The following is a 17,947-nucleotide window of genomic DNA, read 5'->3' on the forward strand; positions in this document are numbered from 1 at the left end:
CCCAGCCCGGCCGGATCAACCGGCCTGTTTAACGCGCATGTACCACTCGACGAGGCGCCGCACCTGCCGCTCGGTGTAGCCCCGGCTCAGCATCCGCTGGACGAAGTCCGCGTGCTTGCGCTCCGTGTCGCTATCCTTCTTCGAGCCGAAGCTTATCACGGGCAGCAGTTCCTCCACCTGGCTGAACATGCGCCGCTCGATCACGTCCCGGATCTTCTCATAGCTCGACCAGGACGGGTTGCGGCCGCCGTTGGCGGCGCGCCAGCGCAAGGCGAACTTCACGACCTCGTTGCGGAAGTCCTTCGGGTTGGCGATGCCGGCCGGCTTCTCGATCTTGGTGAGTTCCTGGTTGAGGAGCTCGCGGTTGAGGAGCTGCCCGGTGTCGGGGTCCTTGAAATCCTGGTCCTCGATCCAGGCGTCCGCGTGGTCGATGTAGCGGTCGAACAGGTTCTGGCCGTAGTCGTGGTAGGACTCCAGATAGGCCTTCTGGATCTCGTTGCCGATGAACTCGGCGTAGCGCGGCGCAAGCTCCGCCTTGATGAACTCGACGTAGCGCTTTTCCGTCTCGTCCGGCAGCTGCTCCCGGCGGATCGACTGCTCGAGCACGTACATCAGGTGGACCGGATCGGCGGCGACTTCGACGGTGTCGTGGTTGAAGGTGGCCGCCAGCACCTTGAAGGCGAAGCGGGTCGAGACCCCGTCCATGCCCTCGTCGACGCCGGCCGCGTCCTTGTACTCCTGCAGCGAGCGGGCGCGCGGGTCGACCTCCCGCAGGCTCTCGCCGTCATAGACCCGCATCTTGGAGAAGACGTTGGAATTCTCGTGCGGCTTCAGGCGCGACAGCACCGAGAAACGGGCGAGCATCTCGAGCGTCGACGGCGCGCAGGGCGCCTCGGCCAGTTCGGAGGTGCGGATCAGCTTCTCGTAGATGCGCTGCTCCTCGGTGACCCGCAGGCAATAAGGCACCTTGATCACGTAGATGCGGTCGAGGAACGCCTCGTTGTTGCGGTTCGACCGGAACGACTGCCACTCGGCCTCGTTCGAGTGCGCCATGATGATGCCCGAGAACGGGATCGCCCCGATATTCTCGGTGCCCATGTAGTTCCCCTCCTGGGTGGCGGTCAGGAGCGGATGCAGCATCTTGATCGGCGCCTTGAACATCTCGACGAACTCGAGCATGCCCTGGTTGGCGCGGTTGAGGCCGCCGGAGTAGCTGTAGGCGTCCGGGTCGTTCTGCGAGAGCGTCTCCAGCTTGCGGATGTCGACCTTGCCGACCAGCGAGGAGATGTCCTGGTTGTTCTCGTCGCCCGGCTCGGTCTTGGCGATGGCGACCTGGCGCAGCCGCGAGGGCGTCACCCGGACGACCTTGAAGCGCGAGATGTCGCCGTCGAACTCGTCGAGGCGCTTCAGCACCCAGGGGCTCATGAGGCCGGTCAGCCGCCGGCGCGGGATGCCGTATTTGTCCTCCAGGACGGGGCCCATGCGCTCCGGATCGAACAGGCCGAGCGGGCTGTCGAAGACCGGGCTCAGCTGGTCGCCGGCCTTCAGCACGTAGATCGGGTTGACCTCCATCAGTGCCTTGAGGCGCTCCGCCAGCGACGACTTGCCGCCGCCCACCGGGCCGAGCAGGTAGAGCACCTGCTTGCGTTCCTCCAACCCCTGCGCGGCATGCCGGAAGAAGCTGACGATCCGCTCGATCGTCTCCTCCATCCCGTAGAATTCCGCGAAGGCCGGGTAGATCCGGATGGTCCGGTTCATGAAGATGCGGCCGAGACGGCTGTCGCGGGAGGTGTCGATCAGGTCCGGCTCGCCGATCGCGTCGAGAATCCGCTCGGGCGCGCTCGCGTAGAGTTTCGGGTCGTCGCGGCACTGTTCGAGATACTCGACCAGCGACATCTCGACGATACGTCGATGCTGGTAGGAATTGGCGAAGTCGGTGAAAAGACCACCTTCTGTCATGGCTCATCCTGCCTGCGTCGTTGCCGGGCCAAGCCTGCGCTTGGGTAAGGAACTGACTAGAGGCAGATTTTGTTGCGCTTCGGGCAGCCCAATCACGTCATGGTGTGCTGCCGTACCCTCTGCCTCGCATTCGTCCGAACCGGCGTCGGAGGCTTCAAGCGTCCTCGCTCACGCCGATCTGGAGAGATAGCGCCGCTGCGCCGTTCGGCGAGGGGCGCCGTAACCGATGAGTCGAGATCATTATACGACAAGTCGAGGAGAAAACCTGCACAACGGACGACCCGGACTCGGCAAAAGACCGATCAATTGTCGGTTTACGAGGCAGATTTCTCGGGCGTGGTGAATTTTGCGCTGTGCGCGGCGGCTCGACCCGCCTCAGGCCGTCGCCCCTTCGATGAGCTCGAAGCCCAGGTCCACCACCGTCGACGGACCGTCGCCGAGGACGAGGCGGACCGCCGTCTCGCCCGCCGCGAAACGGGGCGTCAGGATGGTGGTCAGCGGCTTCGGCGCCGCCCGCGCCGCGTCGAGCCCGTTGTGCCCGAACAGCGCGAGGCGTCCCGGCACGTCGATGCCCGCCGCCAGGCAGTGGAAATAGCCGCCGATCGCCATGTCGTCGTTGGAGAAGTAGACGGCGTCCAGGTCGGGCCGTCGCGCCAGCAGCCGCTCCAGCCCGCGCCGGCCCGCCTCCATGGCCGACGACACCGGCGTGATTTCCAGGTCCGCGAAGTCGACCCCGGCGGCCCCGATGGCCTCCCGGAAGCCGGCGAGCCGCTTGGCGGCGCGGGTGTCGCGCTCGAGGTCGTGGCCGACATAGCCGAGGCGCCGATAGCCGCGGCCGATCAGGTGCCGGGCCGCGGCGGCCCCGGCGGCCCGGTTCGAGAAGCCGACCACGATGTCGATGCCCTCCCCGTCGATGTCGAGCACCTCGGCCACGCGGATGCCCGCGCCCTCCAGCATGGCACGCGCCCCCGGCGTGTGCTCGAGGCCGGCGATCAGCACCGCCCGCGGCCGCCAGGCGAGCAGCGCCCGGACGATCGCCTCCTCCTCGCCGGGATCGTAGTCCGTCACGCCCACGACGGTCTGGCAGCCGGTCCCCGCCAGGGCGGCGTTCGCCCCGCGCAGGACGTCCGGGAACACGATGTTGGCGAGGGACGGGATGACGAGGGCGATCAGGTTGGAGTCCGTCGAAGCGAGCGCACCGGCGATCCGGTTCGGCACGTAGCCGAGGCGCGCCACCGCCGCCAGCACGCGGTCGCGCGTCCCCGGGGTGAACGATCCGTGGTTGCGCAAGACGCGCGAGACCGTGCTCTCCCCGACGCCGGCCGCGCGGGCCACGTCGGAAAGCGTAACGGCCGCGATCGGTCTGCCGCGTTCGTTGACCGACAAGGCTAGCCTTTCCGCGCAACCGGACAGAGCAGTCGCCCGGTGCGCCCCTCCCTGAAATTTTTGTGCGAGCGCCGCCCTCCGACAAAGGTCGAAGACCCCTCTTGGCAGCGCTGCCATGGCATGTTAACAGGTTTGGCAGCGCTGCCAAGGTCTGCCGCGACCTGTTCCGTGTGATGAAACGCCTCACGAGAAGGCGACTGGGAGGATCACCGCTCATGGCTTCCGTCGAGATCCGCGACGTCCGAAAGTCGTTCGGCGCCGTCTCCATCATCAAGGGCGTGGACGTCGACATCCGCGAGGGCGAGTTCGTCATCCTGGTCGGGCCGTCCGGCTGCGGAAAGTCGACGCTTCTCCGCATGATCGCCGGCCTCGAGCACATCACTTCGGGCGAGATCGCCATCGGCAACCGCGTCGTCAACAACGTTCCGCCGAAGGAACGCGACATCGCGATGGTGTTCCAGAACTACGCGCTCTACCCGCACATGAAGGTCGCCGACAACATGGCCTTCTCGCTCAAGCTGAAGGGCGCCTCCAAGGACGAGATCGACAAGCGCGTCGGCCGCGCCGCCGAGATCCTGTCGCTCACGCCCCTCCTCGATCGCTACCCGCGCCAGCTCTCGGGCGGCCAGCGCCAGCGCGTCGCCATGGGCCGCGCCATCGTCCGCGACCCGCAGGTGTTCCTGTTCGACGAGCCCTTGTCGAACCTCGACGCCAAGCTGCGCGTCCAGATGCGCACCGAGATCAAGGAGCTGCACCAGCGGCTCAAGACGACCACGATCTACGTGACGCACGACCAGATCGAGGCCATGACCATGGCCGACAAGATCGTCGTCATGCACGACGGCATCGTCGAGCAGATCGGCGCCCCGCTCGACCTCTACGACCGGCCCGCCAACCTGTTCGTCGCCGGCTTCATCGGCTCGCCCGCGATGAACATGCTGAAGGGCCGCATCAAGGGCGGCGCCCCGGCGACCTTCGTCTCCGCTAACGGCACGGTGCTCCCCGCCGCGACGGCCCCCGCGGGTAGCGACGGCCGGCCCGTGGTGTACGGCATCCGGCCGGAGCATTTCCGGCTCGATCCCGACGGCACCGAGGCCAGGGTCGTGGTCGTCGAGCCGACCGGCGCGGAGACCCACGTGGTCGTCGAGTTCGCCGGCCAGGAGGTCACCTGCGTGTTCCGCGAGCGCGTCTCGGCCCGCCACGGGGAGACGCTGAAGATCTCCGCCGACCCCCGTGTCGTGCACATGTTCGACGCCGAGACCGGCGTCCGCATCTGAAATCCGGGGCGGCAGCACGGCCGCCTGCTTTTCCTGGAAAAACAAACTCGGGAGGAATGCATGTCCGTTACCCGTCGTGACCTTCTCGCCGGCGCCGCCGCCGGTGCCGCCGGTCTGCCGCTCCTCGGCAGCTTGCCGGCCCTCGGCCAGGCCGCGCCGACCTTCACACCCGAAAAGGGCGCGAGCCTGCGCCTGCTGCGCTGGTCGCCGTTCGTGAAGGGCGACGAGGACGCCTGGATCGCCAACACCAAGAAGTTCACCGACAAGACCGGCGTCGAGGTGAAGATCGACAAGGAGTCCTGGGAGGACATCCGTCCGAAGGCGGCGGTCGCCGCCAACATGGGCGCCGGCCCGGACATCATGTGGGTGTGGTTCGACGACGCCCACCAGTATCCGGACAAGCTGATGGACATGACCGGCCTCGCCAACGCCATCGGCGCGGCCGGCGGCGGCTGGTACGCCGGCAACCAGGGCTACGCCACGCGCGACGGCAAGTTCATCGGCCTGCCGCTCGCCACCATCGGCAACGCCATCTGCTACCGCGACACCCACATGAAGGCGGCCGGCTTCAGCGAGTTCCCGAAGGACACCAAGGGCTTCCTGGAGCTCTGCAAGGCCCTCAAGGCGAAGGGCACCCCGGCCGGCTTCGCGCACGGCAAGGCGGTCGGCGACGGCAACAACTACGTTCACTGGCTGCTCTGGAGCCATGGCGGCAAGACCGTCGACGAGAGCGGCAAGGTTGCGATCAGCAGCCCCGAGACACTCGCAGCCCTGAACTACGCCAAGGCGCTGTACGATACCTTCATCCCCGGCACGGAGAGCTGGCTCGACATCAACAACAACCGCGCCTTCCTGGCCGGCCAGGTGTCGCTGACGGCGAACGGCGTGTCCCTCTACTACGCCGCCAAGAACGACCCGAAGCTCGCCGACATGGCGGCCGACATCCGCACCACGAACCTGCCGATCGGCCCGGTCGGCCAGTCCGTGGAACTGCACCAGACCACCACGGCGGTGATCTTTAAGCACACGAAGTTCCCGCAGGCCGCCCAGGCCTACCTGCAGTTCATGTACGAGCCGGACCAGATGAACGCCTGGATCGCGGGCTCCTCGGCCTACTGCTGCGCCCCGCTCAAGGCCTACGAGAAGCATCCGATCTGGAGCTCGGACCCGAACCACGTGGCCTACTCCAAGGCCTCCGCGACGCTGCGCCCGAACGGCTACGCCGGTCCGCTCGGCTACGCCTCGGCGGGCGTGATGGCCGACTACGTGCTGGTCGACATGTTCGCCGAAGCCGTCACGGGCGCCCAGAAGCCCGAGGACGCCATGAAGCGGGCCGAGGCGCGCATCAACCGCTACTATCGGGTCTGACCCGACGCCACGAGCCGCCGCGGTCGAAGGCCGGGGCGGCTCTCCGGCGGCTCGCGCCGCCCTAACGCGCGGCCCTGCGCCTGCGGCATACCGGCCGGTGGCCGCCGATCCGATCCCGACGGACGTCGCGGCCCTGCGTTCGGCCCGATGCCGCCCGCCTGTCGAACTGATCCTGTCCGGCCTCGCGGGCGTCGCGCCTGCGCGTCCGCGCATACCCGGAGCGAGCCCCCATGACCGACATCGCCGCGGCCCGTCGCGCCCCGCCGGAATCGACCGTCCTGTCGCGTCTCGGGCAGAGCCGGAACTTCCTCGGCCTGCTCTTCATGCTGCCGGCGGCCGTCTTCCTGCTCTGCTTCCTGACCTACCCGCTCGGCCTCGGCGTCTGGCTCGGCTTCACGGACGCGAGGATCGGCCGGGCAGGCCAGTTCATCGGCATCGAGAACTACCAGTTCCTGTGGATCGACGCGGTCTTCTGGCTCTCGGTCTTCAACACGCTCCTCTACACGATCTCGGCGTCGATCCTGAAATTCGCCCTCGGCCTCTGGCTCGCGCTGATCCTCAACAACCACATGCCCTTCAAGGCCTTCTTCCGGGCGATCGTGCTCCTGCCCTGGGTGGTGCCGACCGTGCTCTCGGGCATCGCCTTCTGGTGGATCTACGACAGCCAGTTCTCGATCATCTCCTGGTCGCTCATCAAGCTCGGCGTGATCGACCACCCGATCAATTTCCTCGGCGAGGCGAACCTGGCGCGCGCCTCGGTGATCGCCGCCAACGTCTGGCGCGGCATCCCGTTCGTGGCGATCTCGCTGCTCGCCGGCCTGCAGACCATCTCACCCTCCCTGCACGAGGCCGCGACGCTCGACGGCGCGACCCCCTGGCAGCGCTTCCGGCACATCACCCTGCCGATGCTGTCGCCGATCATCTCGGTGGTGATGACCTTCTCGGTCCTCTTCACCTTCACGGACTTCCAGCTGATCTACGTGCTCACCAAGGGCGGCCCCGTGAACGCCACCCACCTGATGGCGACCCTGTCGTTCCAGCGCGCGATCCCGGGCGGGCAGCTCGGCGAGGGTGCGGCGATCGCGGTTTCCATGATCCCCTTCCTGCTCGCGGCGATCATGTTCAGCTACTTCGGGCTGCAGCGCCGGAAGTGGCAGCAGGGCGGAACCGACTGAGGAGACGACCCATGGCCAGCGTGACCCAAGCCGCTCCCCCTGTCGACGATTCCGTCGGCATGGAGTATCTCGACAGCCTTCCGCGGCGGATCCTCGTGGTCTACCTGCCGCTCGCCCTGTTCGTCTTCGTGCTTCTCTTTCCGTTCTACTGGATGACCATCACGGCCATCAAGCCGAACCACCAGTTGACCGACTACGAGCACTATTCGCCCTTCTGGGTGGTGGAGCCGACCCTGGAGCACATCAAGTACCTGCTGTTCGAGACCTCCTATCCGGGCTGGCTCTGGAACACGGTCGTGGTCTCCTTCGCGTCGACCGTGTTGGCGCTGGTCGCCTCCGTGTTCGCCGCCTACGCGATCGAGCGCCTGCGCTTCGCCGGCTCCCGCTTCGTCGGTCTCTGCATCTTCCTCGCCTACCTGGTGCCGCCCTCGATCCTCTTCATTCCGCTCGCCCTGCTGATCTTCGGCTTCGGCATCTACGACACCAAGCTGGCGCTGATCTTCACCTACCCGACCTTCCTGATCCCCTTCTGCACCTGGCTGCTGATGGGCTACTTCCGGTCGATCCCCTACGAGCTCGAGGAATGCGCGCTGATCGACGGCGCCTCGCGCTGGCAGATCCTGATCAAGGTCCTGCTCCCTCTGGCGGTGCCGGGCCTCATCTCGGCCGGCATCTTCGCCTTCACGCTCTCCTGGAACGAGTTCATCTACGCGCTGACCTTCATCCAGTCCTCGGAGAACAAGACCGTGCCGGTCGGCGTCCTGACCGAACTGGTGCGCGGCGACGTTTTCGAGTGGGGCTCGCTGATGGCCGGCGCGCTGATCGGCTCGCTGCCGGTCGTGATCCTCTACTCCTTCTTCGTCGACTACTACGTCGCCTCGATGACCGGCGCCGTGAAGGAATGACGCGCCAGCCCGGCCGGGCGGCGCGGGAGCCACGGGGAGGCTTCTGACGATGGACAGCACGGAAGAGACGCGGCCGCCGCGGGCGGGCGTCATAGGCCTCGGCTCGATGGGGCTAGGCATGGCGCTCTCCTTGCGCCGCGCCGGCTTCACGGTGGCGGGCTACGACGTGGTGCCGGCCGCGGTCGAGCGCTTCGCCGCCGGGGGCGGCCGCGGCGCCGCGCTGCCCGCGGAGGCCGCCGCGGGGGCCGACGTGGTCGTTTCCGTGGTGGTCAACGCCGCCCAGACCGAGGCCGTGCTGTTCGGCCCCGGCGGCGTCGCCGAGGCCATGCCGGAGGGCTCGGTCTTCGTCTCCTCGGCGACCATGGACCCCGCGGTCGCGCGCCGTCTCGCCGCCCGGCTGGAGGCGACGGGCCGGCTCTACCTCGACGCCCCGATCAGCGGCGGCGCGGCGCGCGCCATGAAGGGCGAGCTGACCGTCATGGCCTCCGGTTCGCCGGCCGCCTTCGCGAAGGCCCACGCGGCCCTCGACGCCATGGCGGTCAAGGTGCACGAGCTCGGCGACGAGCCCGGCATCGGGGCCTCCTTCAAGATGATCAACCAGCTCCTCGCCGGCGTGCACATCGCCGCCGCCGGAGAGGCGATCGCCCTCGCCGCCAAGCTCGGGCTCGACCTGCGCCGGGTCTACGAGGTGATCACGGGTTCGGCGGGCAACAGCTGGATGTTCGAGAACCGCGTGCCGCACGTCCTGGAGGGCGACTATCGGCCGCTGTCCGCCATCGAGATCTTCGTCAAGGACCTGGGCATCATCCAGGACATGGCGCGGGCGGAGCGCTTTCCGGCCCCCCTCGCCGCCGCGGCCCTGCAGATGTACCTCGCCAGCGCCGGCCTGGGCTTCGGCCGCGACGACGACGCCTCGGTGGCGCGCACCTACGCGCTCCTGTCCGGGGCGACGCTGCCGGAGCCGAAGGGGACGTGATCCCGGGCGGGGATGCGCAGCCGGACGGGCTGTCGAGACAAGGGGGACGGGCACCACCATGCCGAACTTCGCCGCCAACCTGACGATGATGTTTACCGAATGGGACTTCCTCGACCGCTTCGACGCCGCCGCCGAGGCGGGCTTCGCGGCCGTCGAGTTCCTGTTCCCCTACGACCACCCGCCCGAGGTGATCGCCGACCGCCTCGCCCGCAATCGCCTGACCCCCGCCCTCTTCAACATGCCCCCCGGCGACTGGGCGGCGGGCGAGCGCGGCCTCGCCGCCCTCCCCGACCGCTTCGACGACCTCAAGGCCGGCGTCGCCCGGGCGCTCGACTACGCCGCCGCGACCGGCGTCCGCCGCATCCACCTCATGGCCGGCCTCGCGCCCGCCGGCGATCCCGCCGCGGCCGCCGCCTACGAGCGCTCCGTCCGCTACGCCGCCGAGGCCCTGGCCGGGCGCGGCCTCGACCTGGTGCTGGAGCCGATCAACGGCCGCGACATGCCGGGCTACTTCCTCGACGGCTTCCCGGCCGCCGAGGCGTTGATCGCCAGGCTCGCCCTGCCGACCCTCAAGCTGCAGTTCGACCTCTACCATCGCCAGATCATCCACGGCGACGTCACCATGGCGCTTCGCCGGCTGATGCCGATCGTCGGGCACGTCCAGATCGCCAGCGTGCCGTCCCGCAACGAGCCGGCCGGCGAGGAGCTGAACTATCCGTTCCTGTTCGAGGAGTTGGACCGGCTCGGCTACGGCGGCTACGTCGGCTGCGAGTACCGTCCGCGCGCCGGCACCCTCGCGGGCCTCGGCTGGTTCGCCCCCTATCGGAGGAGCCGCCCATGAGCCTCGTCCTCGGGTCGGTCGCCGACGACTATACGGGCGCCTCGGATCTCGCCAACAGCTTCGCCAAGGCGGGGCTCCGCACCATCCAGACCATCGGCGTCCCGGACGCCGGCCTGGCCCTGCCCGAGGTCGACGCCGTCGTGGTGGCGCTGAAGATCCGCTCCGTCGCGGCCGCCGACGCGGTCGCCCAGGCCCGGGCGGCGGACGCCTGGCTGCGCGGCCAGGGCGCCGGCCACGTGCTCTACAAGGTCTGCTCCACCTTCGATTCCACCGACGCCGGCAACATCGGGCCGATCACGGACGCGCTCCGCGCCGACTGCGGCGAACCCGTGGTGATCGTCACGCCCGCCTTCCCGGAAACGCGGCGAACCCTCTACCGCGGGCACCTCTTCGTCGGCGCCGTGCCGCTCCACGAGAGCCCGCTGAAGGACCATCCGCTCAACCCGATGCGGGATTCCAACCTCGTCCGCGTCCTCGCCCGCCAGAGCCGCGCACCCGTCGGCCTCGTCGACCACGAGACGGTTGCGGCCGGGCCGGACGCCGTCGCGGACCGGCTCGCCGAACTCGCCTCGCAGGGGGTCGGCGCCGCGATCGCCGATTCCATCGACCTCGCCGACCTCGACACGCTCGGCGCCGTGGCGATCCGCCAGCGGCTCTCCGTCGGCGCCTCCGGGCTCGGTCTCGGCATCGCGCGCGCTCTCGTCGCCGCCGGCCGCGTCGCCGGCGGAGCCGGCGCGCTCACCCTATCGCCGGCGGGCGGGCCGGCGCTCTGTCTCGCCGGCAGTTGCTCGCAGGCGACCCTCGGCCAGATCGCCGAGGCCGAGACCCGCATGCCGGTCCTGCGCCTCGATGCCGAGGCCGCCGTCTCGGGCCAGGCGGCGGACGCCGCCATCGCCTGGGCCGCCGCGCGGATCGGATCGGGGCCGGTCCTCATCGCCTCCAGCGCGAGCCCGGAGGCGGTCGCCGCCGTCCAGGCCCGCTACGGGCGCGAGGAGGCCGGGCGCGCCATCGAGGCCACCATGGCGCGCATCGCCGAGGCCCTCGTGGCGGGCGGGGTCCGCCGGCTGGTGGTCGCCGGGGGCGAGACCTCCGGGGCCGTAGTCGAACGGCTCGGCATCCCGGCCTTCCGCATCGGCCCCGAGATCGCCCCGGGCGTCCCGGTCCTGCAGGCGCTCGGCATCCCGGGCGGCCCGATGACGCTGGCGCTGAAGTCCGGCAACTTCGGCGCCCCGACCTTCTTCGCCGACGCCCTGGCGCTGGTGCAGTGAGCCGCCAAGACGCCCGCCGTCAGAGGAAGTCCTGGCGGGCCGGCGTGAACACGTCGAGGAGCACCCCCGCCTCCAGCGCCAGCGCCTCGTGGGGCAGGTCGGGCCGCACGAAGTAGACGTCCCCCGGCCCGAGATCCCGGGTCGCCCCGTCGATCACCAAGCGGAACCGGCCCGAGCGGACCAGGCTCGCCTGCCGGTGCGGGTGGCTGTGCAGCGCCCCGACCGCCCCCGCCTCGAAGGCGACCTCGACCATCATCAGCGCGTCGTCCCAGCAGAGGATGCGCCGCCGCACGCCGCCGCCGAGGTCCTGCCAGGGTATGTCTCCGGCATGCGCGAAAGCCTGTCCGCTCTCGACCGTCATCGTCGTTCTCCTCAGCGCGCGAGCCAGCCGCCGTCGACCGGCAGCACCGCGCCTTGCACATAATCGGATGCGCCGGAGGCCAGGAACACCACGGCGCCGGCGAGGTCGGCCGCCTCGCCCCAGCGCCCGGCGGGGATGCGCGCCGTGATCTCGGCATGCCGGCCCGGGTCGGCTCGGATCGCCGCGGTGTTGTCCGTCACCATGTAGCCCGGCGCGATGGCGTTGACGCCGATCCGGTGCTTCGCCCACTCGTTGGCCATCAGCCGCGTCAGCCCGAGGATGCCGTGCTTGGACGCCGTGTAGGAGGGCACGCGGATGCCGCCCTGGAAGGACAGCATGGAAGCGATGTTGACGATCTTGCCCGGCTCGCCCGCCGCGATGCGGTTGCGCGCGAAGGCCTGCGAGAGGAAGAAGGCCGCCTTCAGGTTGAGGTCCATGACGGCGTCCCAGTCGGCCTCGGTGAAGTCGACCGCGTCGGCGCGGCGGATCGTGCCCGCGTTGTTGACGAGGATGTCCACCCGCCCGAACACCTCGACCGCCTCCGCCAGGACGGCGGCCTTGTCGGCGCCGGCGAGATCGGCCGTGATCGCATGGTAGCCCGAGCCGGCGGCCTCCACCGCGGCGGCGGTCTCGGACTGGTCGGAGCGGGCCACGCCCGCCACGTCGGCCCCGGCCTCGGCGAGGGCGACCGCCATCGCGCGCCCGAGCCCGGTGGAGGCGCCGGTCACGATCGCGACGCGCCCGGTCAGGTCGAAGAGATGCCACATGGCGCTGCCCTGTTTCACCGGAGATCCTGCGGGGCGACCATGTCCATGTCGGTGAACTCCTGGTTCTCGCCGGCCATGGCCCAGATGAAGGCATAGTTGCGGGTCCCGGCCCCCATGTGGACCGACCAAGACGGCGAGATCACCGCCTGCTCGTTGGCCACCACCAGGTGCCGCGTCTCGTCGGGCCGGCCCATGCAGTGGAAGACCCGCCCGTCCGCGCCGAGGCCGAAATAGAGATAGGCCTCCATGCGCCGCTCGTGCGTGTGGCACGGGTAGGTGTTCCAGACGCTGCCCTCCTGCAACTCGGTCAGCCCCATGCAGAGCTGGCAGGTCTCGATGACGTCGGGATGAAGATACTGGCGGAGCTGGCGGCGGTTGGCGTCCTTCACGCTCCCGAGTTCCAGGAGCCGGGCGTCCGCCCGCCGGATCAGGCGCGACGGCAACGCCCGGTGCGCCGGCACGCTGACGAGGTAGAACTTGGCCGGCGAGGCGGGATCGAGGCTCGCGAAGGAGACCTCCCCCGACCCCATGCCGAGATAGACGCAGTCCCCGGGCGCGAGTTCGTACACCCTGCCGCCGGCCGTCACCGTGCCGCGCCCCTCGATGGCGAACACGCCCGCCTCCCGCCGGTCAAAGAAGCCGAGCCCGCCGAACATCTTGCCGCCTTCCGGCACGAGCGGCCGGGACACGGGGCAGAGCCCGGCGAGCACCATGCGGTCGTCGTGGCAGTAGGTCATCCGGATCTGGTCGGGCTGGAACATTCCCTCCACCAGGTAGCGCGCGCGGAGCGTGGCCGTGTCGTAGGACGGGTAGTCGCCCGCATGCGTCGAATAGCGGATGTCCATCTCGGTCTCATGCCCAGGAAGGTTGCCGGTCCGGGCTATCAGTAGACCCAAATTTGTATGATGACAAGACAACTTTGGAGGCCGGACGCCCGGCCTCGCCATGCGAGGACACCCGCCCGGCAGCCTGCCTCCCGCCTGCGCCGCAGACTACGCCGTCTCGCCGATCAGGCGGGCGAGGCGCTGCAGGGCCAGCGTGTAGCCCTGGGTGCCGAAACCGGCGATGACGCCGGAGGCGACCAGGGAGACGTAGGAGTGGTGCCGGAAGGCCTCGCGCTTGTGGACGTTGGAGATGTGCACCTCGATCACGGGGAAGTCGCAGGTGTTGAGCGCGTCCAGGATGGCGACGGACGTATGCGTGAAGGCGGCCGGGTTGATCACGATCCCCGCGGCGCTCTCGCGCGCCTCGTGGATCCAGTCGATGATCTGGTGCTCGGCGTTGGACTGGTGGAAGCGGATCTCCAGCCCGAGCTCGCCGGCCGTCCGCCGGCAGTCGGCCTCCACGTCGGCGAGCGTCTCGTGGCCGTAGATGTGCGGCTGCCGCTTGCCGAGCAGGTTCAGGTTCGGACCGTTGAGGACGAAGACGAGACGGCTCATGGCATGCTCCGGACGGGACCTCCCCGTCGATAGCCGGAACCGACCCGCCGCGCCAGCCCGTCCGGCGCGTCAGCGCGGCCGCGCGATGCCTCCGGTGAGCCGCTTCTCGGCCTCGACCACGAGGAACAGCGCCACCCCGACCCCGATCGCCGCCATCCCGTCCCAGAGCCCGAGCGGCCGGGTGCCGAAGAGCTGCTGCAGCGGCGGCCAGTAGGTGAACGCGCCCTGCGCCGCCGCTACAAGTCCGATCCCGAGGAGCACCGCGGGCGTCCCGGCCGCGCCCCGCCAGGTGAGGGACGGTCCGTGCACGTAGCGGACGGAAAACAGGTAGGCGATCTCCATGGCCACCACGGCGTCGACCACCAGCGTCCGCGCCGTCGCGACGTCGTGCCCGCGCCAGACCGCCACCCCGTAGACCCCGAAGATTCCGGCGACCATCAGCACGGACACGAAGAGGATGCGCGCGAGCGCCCGCCGGTCCAGCAGAGGCGTCCCCGCGGGCCGGGGGCCGCGCCGCATGGCGCCCGGCTCGGTCGGCTCGAAGGCGAGGACGAGGCCGAGCGCGACGGCCGTCACCATGTTGATCCACAGGATCTGCAAGGGCGTCACCGGCAGCGGAAGGCCGAGGAAGACGGCGGCGACGATCGCCAGCGCCTCGCCGCCGTCGGTCGGCAGCGTCCAGGCGATCACCTTGACGATGTTGTCGTAGACCGTCCGCCCCTCGCGCACGGCGGCCACGATCGACGCGAAACTGTCGTCGGCGAGCACGATGTCGCTCGCCTCCTTGGCGGCCTCCGTGCCCTTCGCCCCCATGGCGACGGCGATGTCCGCCCGCCTGAGCGCCGGCGCGTCGTTGACCCCGTCTCCCGTCATCGCGACCACGGACCCGTCCGCCTGCAGTGCCTCGATCAGGCGCAGCTTGTGCTCCGGGCTGGTGCGCGCGAAGACGGTCGCCTCCCGCGCGACCCGGCGAAGACCCGCCGCGTCCAGGCGGTCGAGCGCCTGCCCATCCACCACCACCACCGGTTCGTCGGCCAGCTTCAGGTGCCGGGCGATGGCGAGCGCCGTCGCGGCATGGTCGCCTGTGATCATCTTGACCGCGATGCCGGCGGCCCGGCACTCCGCCACCGCCGCCGGCACCTCGGCCCGCGGCGGATCCATGAGGCCGACGAGGCCGAGCAGCACGAGCCGGCCTTGCGGGCTCGCCTCTTCCAGCGTCCGCGTCCCGGCCGGTGCCTCGGCGCTCGCGAAGGCGATCACCCGCTGCCCGTCCTCAGCCAGCGCCTGCACGGCCGCCTGCCAGCCCGCCCCGTCGAGCGGCACGGGGCCGCCCGGTCCTGCCTGCGCCCCGCAGGCGGCGATCAGCACCTCCGGCGCCCCCTTGACGACGACGAGCCGGCCGCCCTCCGGCGTCGCGTTGAGGGTCGTCATCGTCCGGTGCCGCGCGTCGAACGGCACCTCGTCGAGCCTGCGGTAGGCGCCGCGGACGAGCGCCGGGTCCTGTCCAGCCTTGGCCGCGAAGGCGACGAGCGCGGCCTCCATGGGGTCGCCGGCCGCATGCCATCCAGTCTCGACATGGCGGATATCGGCGTCGTTGCACAGGAGGGCGGCGCGCGCCAGGTCGCAGAGGTCCGGGTCCGTGCCCGGGTCGACGGCTTCGCCGCCCATCCGGAAGCCGCCCGCGGGGGCGTATCCGAGCCCCTCCACGGCGAGGCGGCGTCCCGCCAGGACGACCGCCGTGACCGTCATCTCGTTGCGGGTCAGGGTGCCGGTCTTGTCCGAGCAGACCACCGAGACCGACCCGAGCGTCTCCACGGCCGGCAGCCGGCGCACGATCGCCCGCCGCGCCGCCATCCGCTCGACCCCGACCGCCAGCGCGATCGTCATCACCGCCGGCAGGCCCTCGGGAATCGCCGCCACCGCGATCCCGACCACGATCATGAAGGCGTCGCCCGGCGCCTCGCCCCGGACCAGGACCGCCACCGCGAGGACGAGCGCGGAGCCGGCGAGGACCGCCGCCGTGATGCGGCGCGCGAACTCGTCCATCTGCCGGACGAGCGGCGTGGCCATCCGGCCGACCGAGTCGACCAGCGCGGAGATGCGGCCGATCTCGCTCGCCGCCCCGGTCGCGACCGCCACCCCGGTGCCCCGGCCGGCCGCCACGATCGTGCCCGAGAAGGCCATCGAGGTCCGGTCCCCGAGCGGCACGTCCGACGCCGTCGCCTCCGATCCCTTGTCGACCGGAACCGATTCCCCCGTCAGCGCAGCCTCGTCGATCCTGAGCCCGCGCGCCTCGACGAGCCTGAGGTCGGCCGGCACCCGGTCGCCCGCCTCGATCAGCACGATGTCCCCGGGCACGACCGCCTCGGCCGGCACGCGCAGCCGCTCGCCGCCGCGCAACACGGTGGCGGAGGGCGCGATCATGGCGCGGATCGCGTCGAGCGCGCGTTCGGCCCGCCCCTCCTGCAGGAACCCGATCAGCGCGTTGACGACCACCACGCCGAGCGTCACCAGGGCGTCGGTCGGATGCCCGATGGCGGCCGAGACCGCCGCCGCGCCGACCAGGACCAGCACGAGCGGATTGCGCACCTGCGCGACGAGCCGCCGGATCGCCCCCGGGCGCGGCGGCGACGGCAGGCGGTTGGGTCCGTGGCGCGCCAGCCGCTCCTCCGCCTCTTCGGCGCCGAGGCCGCCCGCGGTCGTCGACAGGCGCGCGAAGACGTCGGCGGCCTCGAGGGCATGCCACGCCGTTCCGCCCTCTGCCGCCACTCTGCCGTCGTCTGCCATCTCGAGACCTGACGAAAAACTGACGGGCACCAAGCCCCAGCCGCACCCGCCCCGCAATCCGTAATGGCGCGGATCGGGCCGGCAGCGCCTAGGCCGGCCCGATCGCGCCGTTCCGCACCAGCGCCTCGATCTCCGCGTCCGAATACCCGGCCTCCCGCGCGATGGCGCGGCTGTGCTCCCCGACCTTCGGCACGTCGAGCCGGAGTCCCAGCCGCTCGCCGTCCATCTCGAGCGGCAGCGCGGGCACCCCGAGCGGGCGCCCATCCGGCAGGGTCACCTCGACGAGCGCCCCCGGCGCCCGCACCTGCGGGTCGTCGTAGAGGTCCTCGGGCCTGTTGATCGGCGCGAAGGGCAGGCCGGCCGCCTCGCAGGCCGCGAGGATCTCGGCCCGCGTCATGGCGCCGAACAGCGCCTTCAGCGCCGGCATCATGCGCGCCCGGCCCGCGACCCGTCCGGGGTTGGTGGCGAGGTCGGGGTCGGCGGCGAGGTCCGGCCGGCCGAAGCGCCGGCAGAAGGTCTGCCATTGGCCGTCGCTGACGATGCCGACGAAGACCTGCCCGCCGTCCGCGCTGTCGAACACGTCGTAGACCCCCCAGGCCGAGACGCGCACCGGCATCGGCGGAGCGGGCCGGCCGGTGATCACCGACTGCGCCATGTGCTGGGCGACGAGCAGCAGGTTGTTCTCGAAGAGGGCGCTGCGCACGTGCCGGCCCCGTCCGCTGCGCGCCCGCTCGGCGAGCGCCGCCAGGATGCCGATCACCGCGAACATGCCGCCCATGATGTCGTTGACCGAGGACCCGGCCCTGAGCGGCCGGCCGGGCGGCCCCGTCATGTAGGCGAGCCCGCCCATCATCTGCACCACCTCGTCGAGCGCCGTGCGGGTCTCGTAGGGGCCGGCCAGGAAGCCCTTGAGCGAGCAGTAGATCAGGCCCGGATTGTCGACCGAGAGCGCCGCGTGGCCGAGACCGAGGTCGTCGAGCGCCCCGGTCCGGAAGTTCTCGGTGAGCACGTCCGCCGTCGCCAGCAGGCGCCGGACGAGCGCGATCCCGCCCGGCGACTTCAGGTCGACCGCCAGGCTGCGCTTGTTGCGGTTGAAGACGGGGAAGAAGCCCGCGCCCGCCCCCGGCAACTGGCGCGTCTTGTCGCCGCCCGGCCAGGGCTCGACCTTGATCACGTCCGCCCCGAGGTCGCCGAGGATCATGCCCGCGCTCGGTCCCATGACCATGTGGGAGAACTCGACCACCCGGAGCCCCGCGAGCGGCAGGTCGCCGGCGATCATCGGGCGGCCTCCCGCCTGGCCCTCGTCCCGCATGCGCCCTCGATCTCGCCCATGGCTGCCCTCCGCTCCGGCCCCCACTATAGACGCGGGCCGGCCGGGGGCGACATCCTCGCACCCGCCCGCGGACGGTACGCTCGACGCGGGCACGGGAGCCGGCTC

At 70.6% G+C, this 17,947-nt stretch carries 15 protein-coding genes; 7 read left to right on the forward strand and 8 right to left on the reverse strand.

All coding sequences use genetic code 11. The annotated features are described in order from the left end of the window. Positions 1–15: 15 nt before the first annotated feature. Both WBG79_RS21750 and WBG79_RS21755 read right to left on the reverse strand, forming a co-directional pair. Positions 16–1,959, reverse strand: coding sequence for a PrkA family serine protein kinase (locus WBG79_RS21750; RefSeq protein ID WP_337359318.1), 1,944 nt, complete (start codon positions 1,957–1,959; stop codon positions 16–18). Positions 1,960–2,334: 375 nt separating this feature from the next. After that, complete coding sequence (locus WBG79_RS21755; protein WP_337359319.1) at positions 2,335–3,345, reverse strand: LacI family DNA-binding transcriptional regulator; 1,011 nt, start codon at positions 3,343–3,345, stop codon at positions 2,335–2,337. 215 nt (positions 3,346–3,560) lie between these two features. On the opposite strand from WBG79_RS21755, the gene WBG79_RS21760 reads away from it, so the two are divergent. From WBG79_RS21760 to otnK, 7 genes are all read left to right on the forward strand, one after another. Beyond that, positions 3,561–4,622 (forward strand): ABC transporter ATP-binding protein, encoded by a 1,062-nt coding sequence (locus WBG79_RS21760; protein ID WP_337359320.1) that lies wholly within the window; start codon positions 3,561–3,563, stop codon positions 4,620–4,622. A gap of 60 nt (positions 4,623–4,682) precedes the next feature. Next, entirely contained in the window at positions 4,683–5,990 is a 1,308-nt protein-coding gene (locus WBG79_RS21765; RefSeq protein WP_337359321.1) for an ABC transporter substrate-binding protein, read from the forward strand. Between the two features lie 323 nt (positions 5,991–6,313). Continuing rightward, complete coding sequence (locus tag WBG79_RS21770; protein ID WP_443147501.1) at positions 6,314–7,165, forward strand: carbohydrate ABC transporter permease; 852 nt, start codon at positions 6,314–6,316, stop codon at positions 7,163–7,165. An 11-nt stretch (positions 7,166–7,176) separates the two neighbouring features. Continuing rightward, positions 7,177–8,070 carry a carbohydrate ABC transporter permease gene (locus tag WBG79_RS21775; RefSeq protein ID WP_337359323.1) on the forward strand — a complete coding sequence of 298 codons (894 nt, stop codon included), beginning with the start codon at positions 7,177–7,179 and terminating at the stop codon, positions 8,068–8,070. A gap of 49 nt (positions 8,071–8,119) precedes the next feature. After that, positions 8,120–9,046 carry an L-threonate dehydrogenase gene (ltnD, locus tag WBG79_RS21780; RefSeq protein ID WP_337359324.1) on the forward strand — a complete coding sequence of 309 codons (927 nt, stop codon included), beginning with the start codon at positions 8,120–8,122 and terminating at the stop codon, positions 9,044–9,046. A gap of 58 nt (positions 9,047–9,104) precedes the next feature. Further along, entirely contained in the window at positions 9,105–9,887 is a 783-nt protein-coding gene (otnI, locus tag WBG79_RS21785) for a 2-oxo-tetronate isomerase (RefSeq protein ID WP_337359325.1), read from the forward strand. Further along, entirely contained in the window at positions 9,884–11,155 is a 1,272-nt protein-coding gene (gene otnK / locus WBG79_RS21790; RefSeq protein WP_337359326.1) for a 3-oxo-tetronate kinase, read from the forward strand. The genes otnI and otnK overlap by 4 nt, the downstream gene beginning before the upstream one ends. Positions 11,156–11,174: 19 nt before the next feature. Here otnK and WBG79_RS21795 read toward each other — a convergent pair whose 3' ends face one another. The 6 genes from WBG79_RS21795 to WBG79_RS21820 all read right to left on the reverse strand — a co-directional run bounded on the left by WBG79_RS21795 (position 11,175) and on the right by WBG79_RS21820 (position 17,788). Then, a complete protein-coding gene (locus WBG79_RS21795; RefSeq protein ID WP_337359327.1) occupies positions 11,175–11,516 on the reverse strand; it encodes a cupin domain-containing protein in 342 nt (113 codons plus the stop codon). An 11-nt stretch (positions 11,517–11,527) separates the two neighbouring features. Next, the gene (kduD, locus tag WBG79_RS21800; RefSeq protein WP_337359395.1) at positions 11,528–12,283 is read right to left on the reverse strand and encodes a 2-dehydro-3-deoxy-D-gluconate 5-dehydrogenase KduD; all 756 of its coding nucleotides are present in this window, start codon (positions 12,281–12,283) and stop codon (positions 11,528–11,530) included. Between the two features lie 14 nt (positions 12,284–12,297). Beyond that, on the reverse strand, positions 12,298–13,128 hold the full coding sequence (gene kduI, locus WBG79_RS21805) for a 5-dehydro-4-deoxy-D-glucuronate isomerase (protein WP_337359328.1): 831 nt from the start codon (positions 13,126–13,128) through the stop codon (positions 12,298–12,300). A gap of 147 nt (positions 13,129–13,275) precedes the next feature. Continuing rightward, positions 13,276–13,722, reverse strand: coding sequence for a type II 3-dehydroquinate dehydratase (gene aroQ / locus WBG79_RS21810; protein ID WP_337359329.1), 447 nt, complete (start codon positions 13,720–13,722; stop codon positions 13,276–13,278). Between the two features lie 69 nt (positions 13,723–13,791). Continuing rightward, on the reverse strand, positions 13,792–16,491 hold the full coding sequence (locus tag WBG79_RS21815) for a cation-translocating P-type ATPase (protein WP_337359330.1): 2,700 nt from the start codon (positions 16,489–16,491) through the stop codon (positions 13,792–13,794). A 106-nt stretch (positions 16,492–16,597) separates the two neighbouring features. Continuing rightward, complete coding sequence (locus tag WBG79_RS21820; RefSeq protein ID WP_337359331.1) at positions 16,598–17,788, reverse strand: CaiB/BaiF CoA transferase family protein; 1,191 nt, start codon at positions 17,786–17,788, stop codon at positions 16,598–16,600. Positions 17,789–17,947: the final 159 nt, after the last annotated feature.

Origin of the sequence: Prosthecomicrobium sp. N25 (assembly GCF_037203705.1) — a bacterium.
Classification (GTDB): domain Bacteria; phylum Pseudomonadota; class Alphaproteobacteria; order Rhizobiales; family Ancalomicrobiaceae; genus Prosthecodimorpha.

Coding starts and splice junctions, on each gene's coding strand:
- WBG79_RS21750 (WP_337359318.1), bottom strand. CDS start 1,959: ATGACAGAAGGTGGTCTTTTCACCGACTTCGCCAATTCCTACCAGCAT.
- WBG79_RS21760 (WP_337359320.1), top strand. CDS start 3,561: ATGGCTTCCGTCGAGATCCGCGACGTCCGAAAGTCGTTCGGCGCCGTC.
- WBG79_RS21765 (WP_337359321.1), top strand. CDS start 4,683: ATGTCCGTTACCCGTCGTGACCTTCTCGCCGGCGCCGCCGCCGGTGCC.
- WBG79_RS21770 (WP_443147501.1), top strand. CDS start 6,314: ATGCTGCCGGCGGCCGTCTTCCTGCTCTGCTTCCTGACCTACCCGCTC.
- WBG79_RS21775 (WP_337359323.1), top strand. CDS start 7,177: ATGGCCAGCGTGACCCAAGCCGCTCCCCCTGTCGACGATTCCGTCGGC.
- ltnD (WP_337359324.1), top strand. CDS start 8,120: ATGGACAGCACGGAAGAGACGCGGCCGCCGCGGGCGGGCGTCATAGGC.
- otnI (WP_337359325.1), top strand. CDS start 9,105: ATGCCGAACTTCGCCGCCAACCTGACGATGATGTTTACCGAATGGGAC.
- otnK (WP_337359326.1), top strand. CDS start 9,884: ATGAGCCTCGTCCTCGGGTCGGTCGCCGACGACTATACGGGCGCCTCG.
- WBG79_RS21795 (WP_337359327.1), bottom strand. CDS start 11,516: ATGACGGTCGAGAGCGGACAGGCTTTCGCGCATGCCGGAGACATACCC.
- kduD (WP_337359395.1), bottom strand. CDS start 12,283: ATGTGGCATCTCTTCGACCTGACCGGGCGCGTCGCGATCGTGACCGGC.
- kduI (WP_337359328.1), bottom strand. CDS start 13,128: ATGGACATCCGCTATTCGACGCATGCGGGCGACTACCCGTCCTACGAC.
- aroQ (WP_337359329.1), bottom strand. CDS start 13,722: ATGAGCCGTCTCGTCTTCGTCCTCAACGGTCCGAACCTGAACCTGCTC.
- WBG79_RS21820 (WP_337359331.1), bottom strand. CDS start 17,788: ATGATCGCCGGCGACCTGCCGCTCGCGGGGCTCCGGGTGGTCGAGTTC.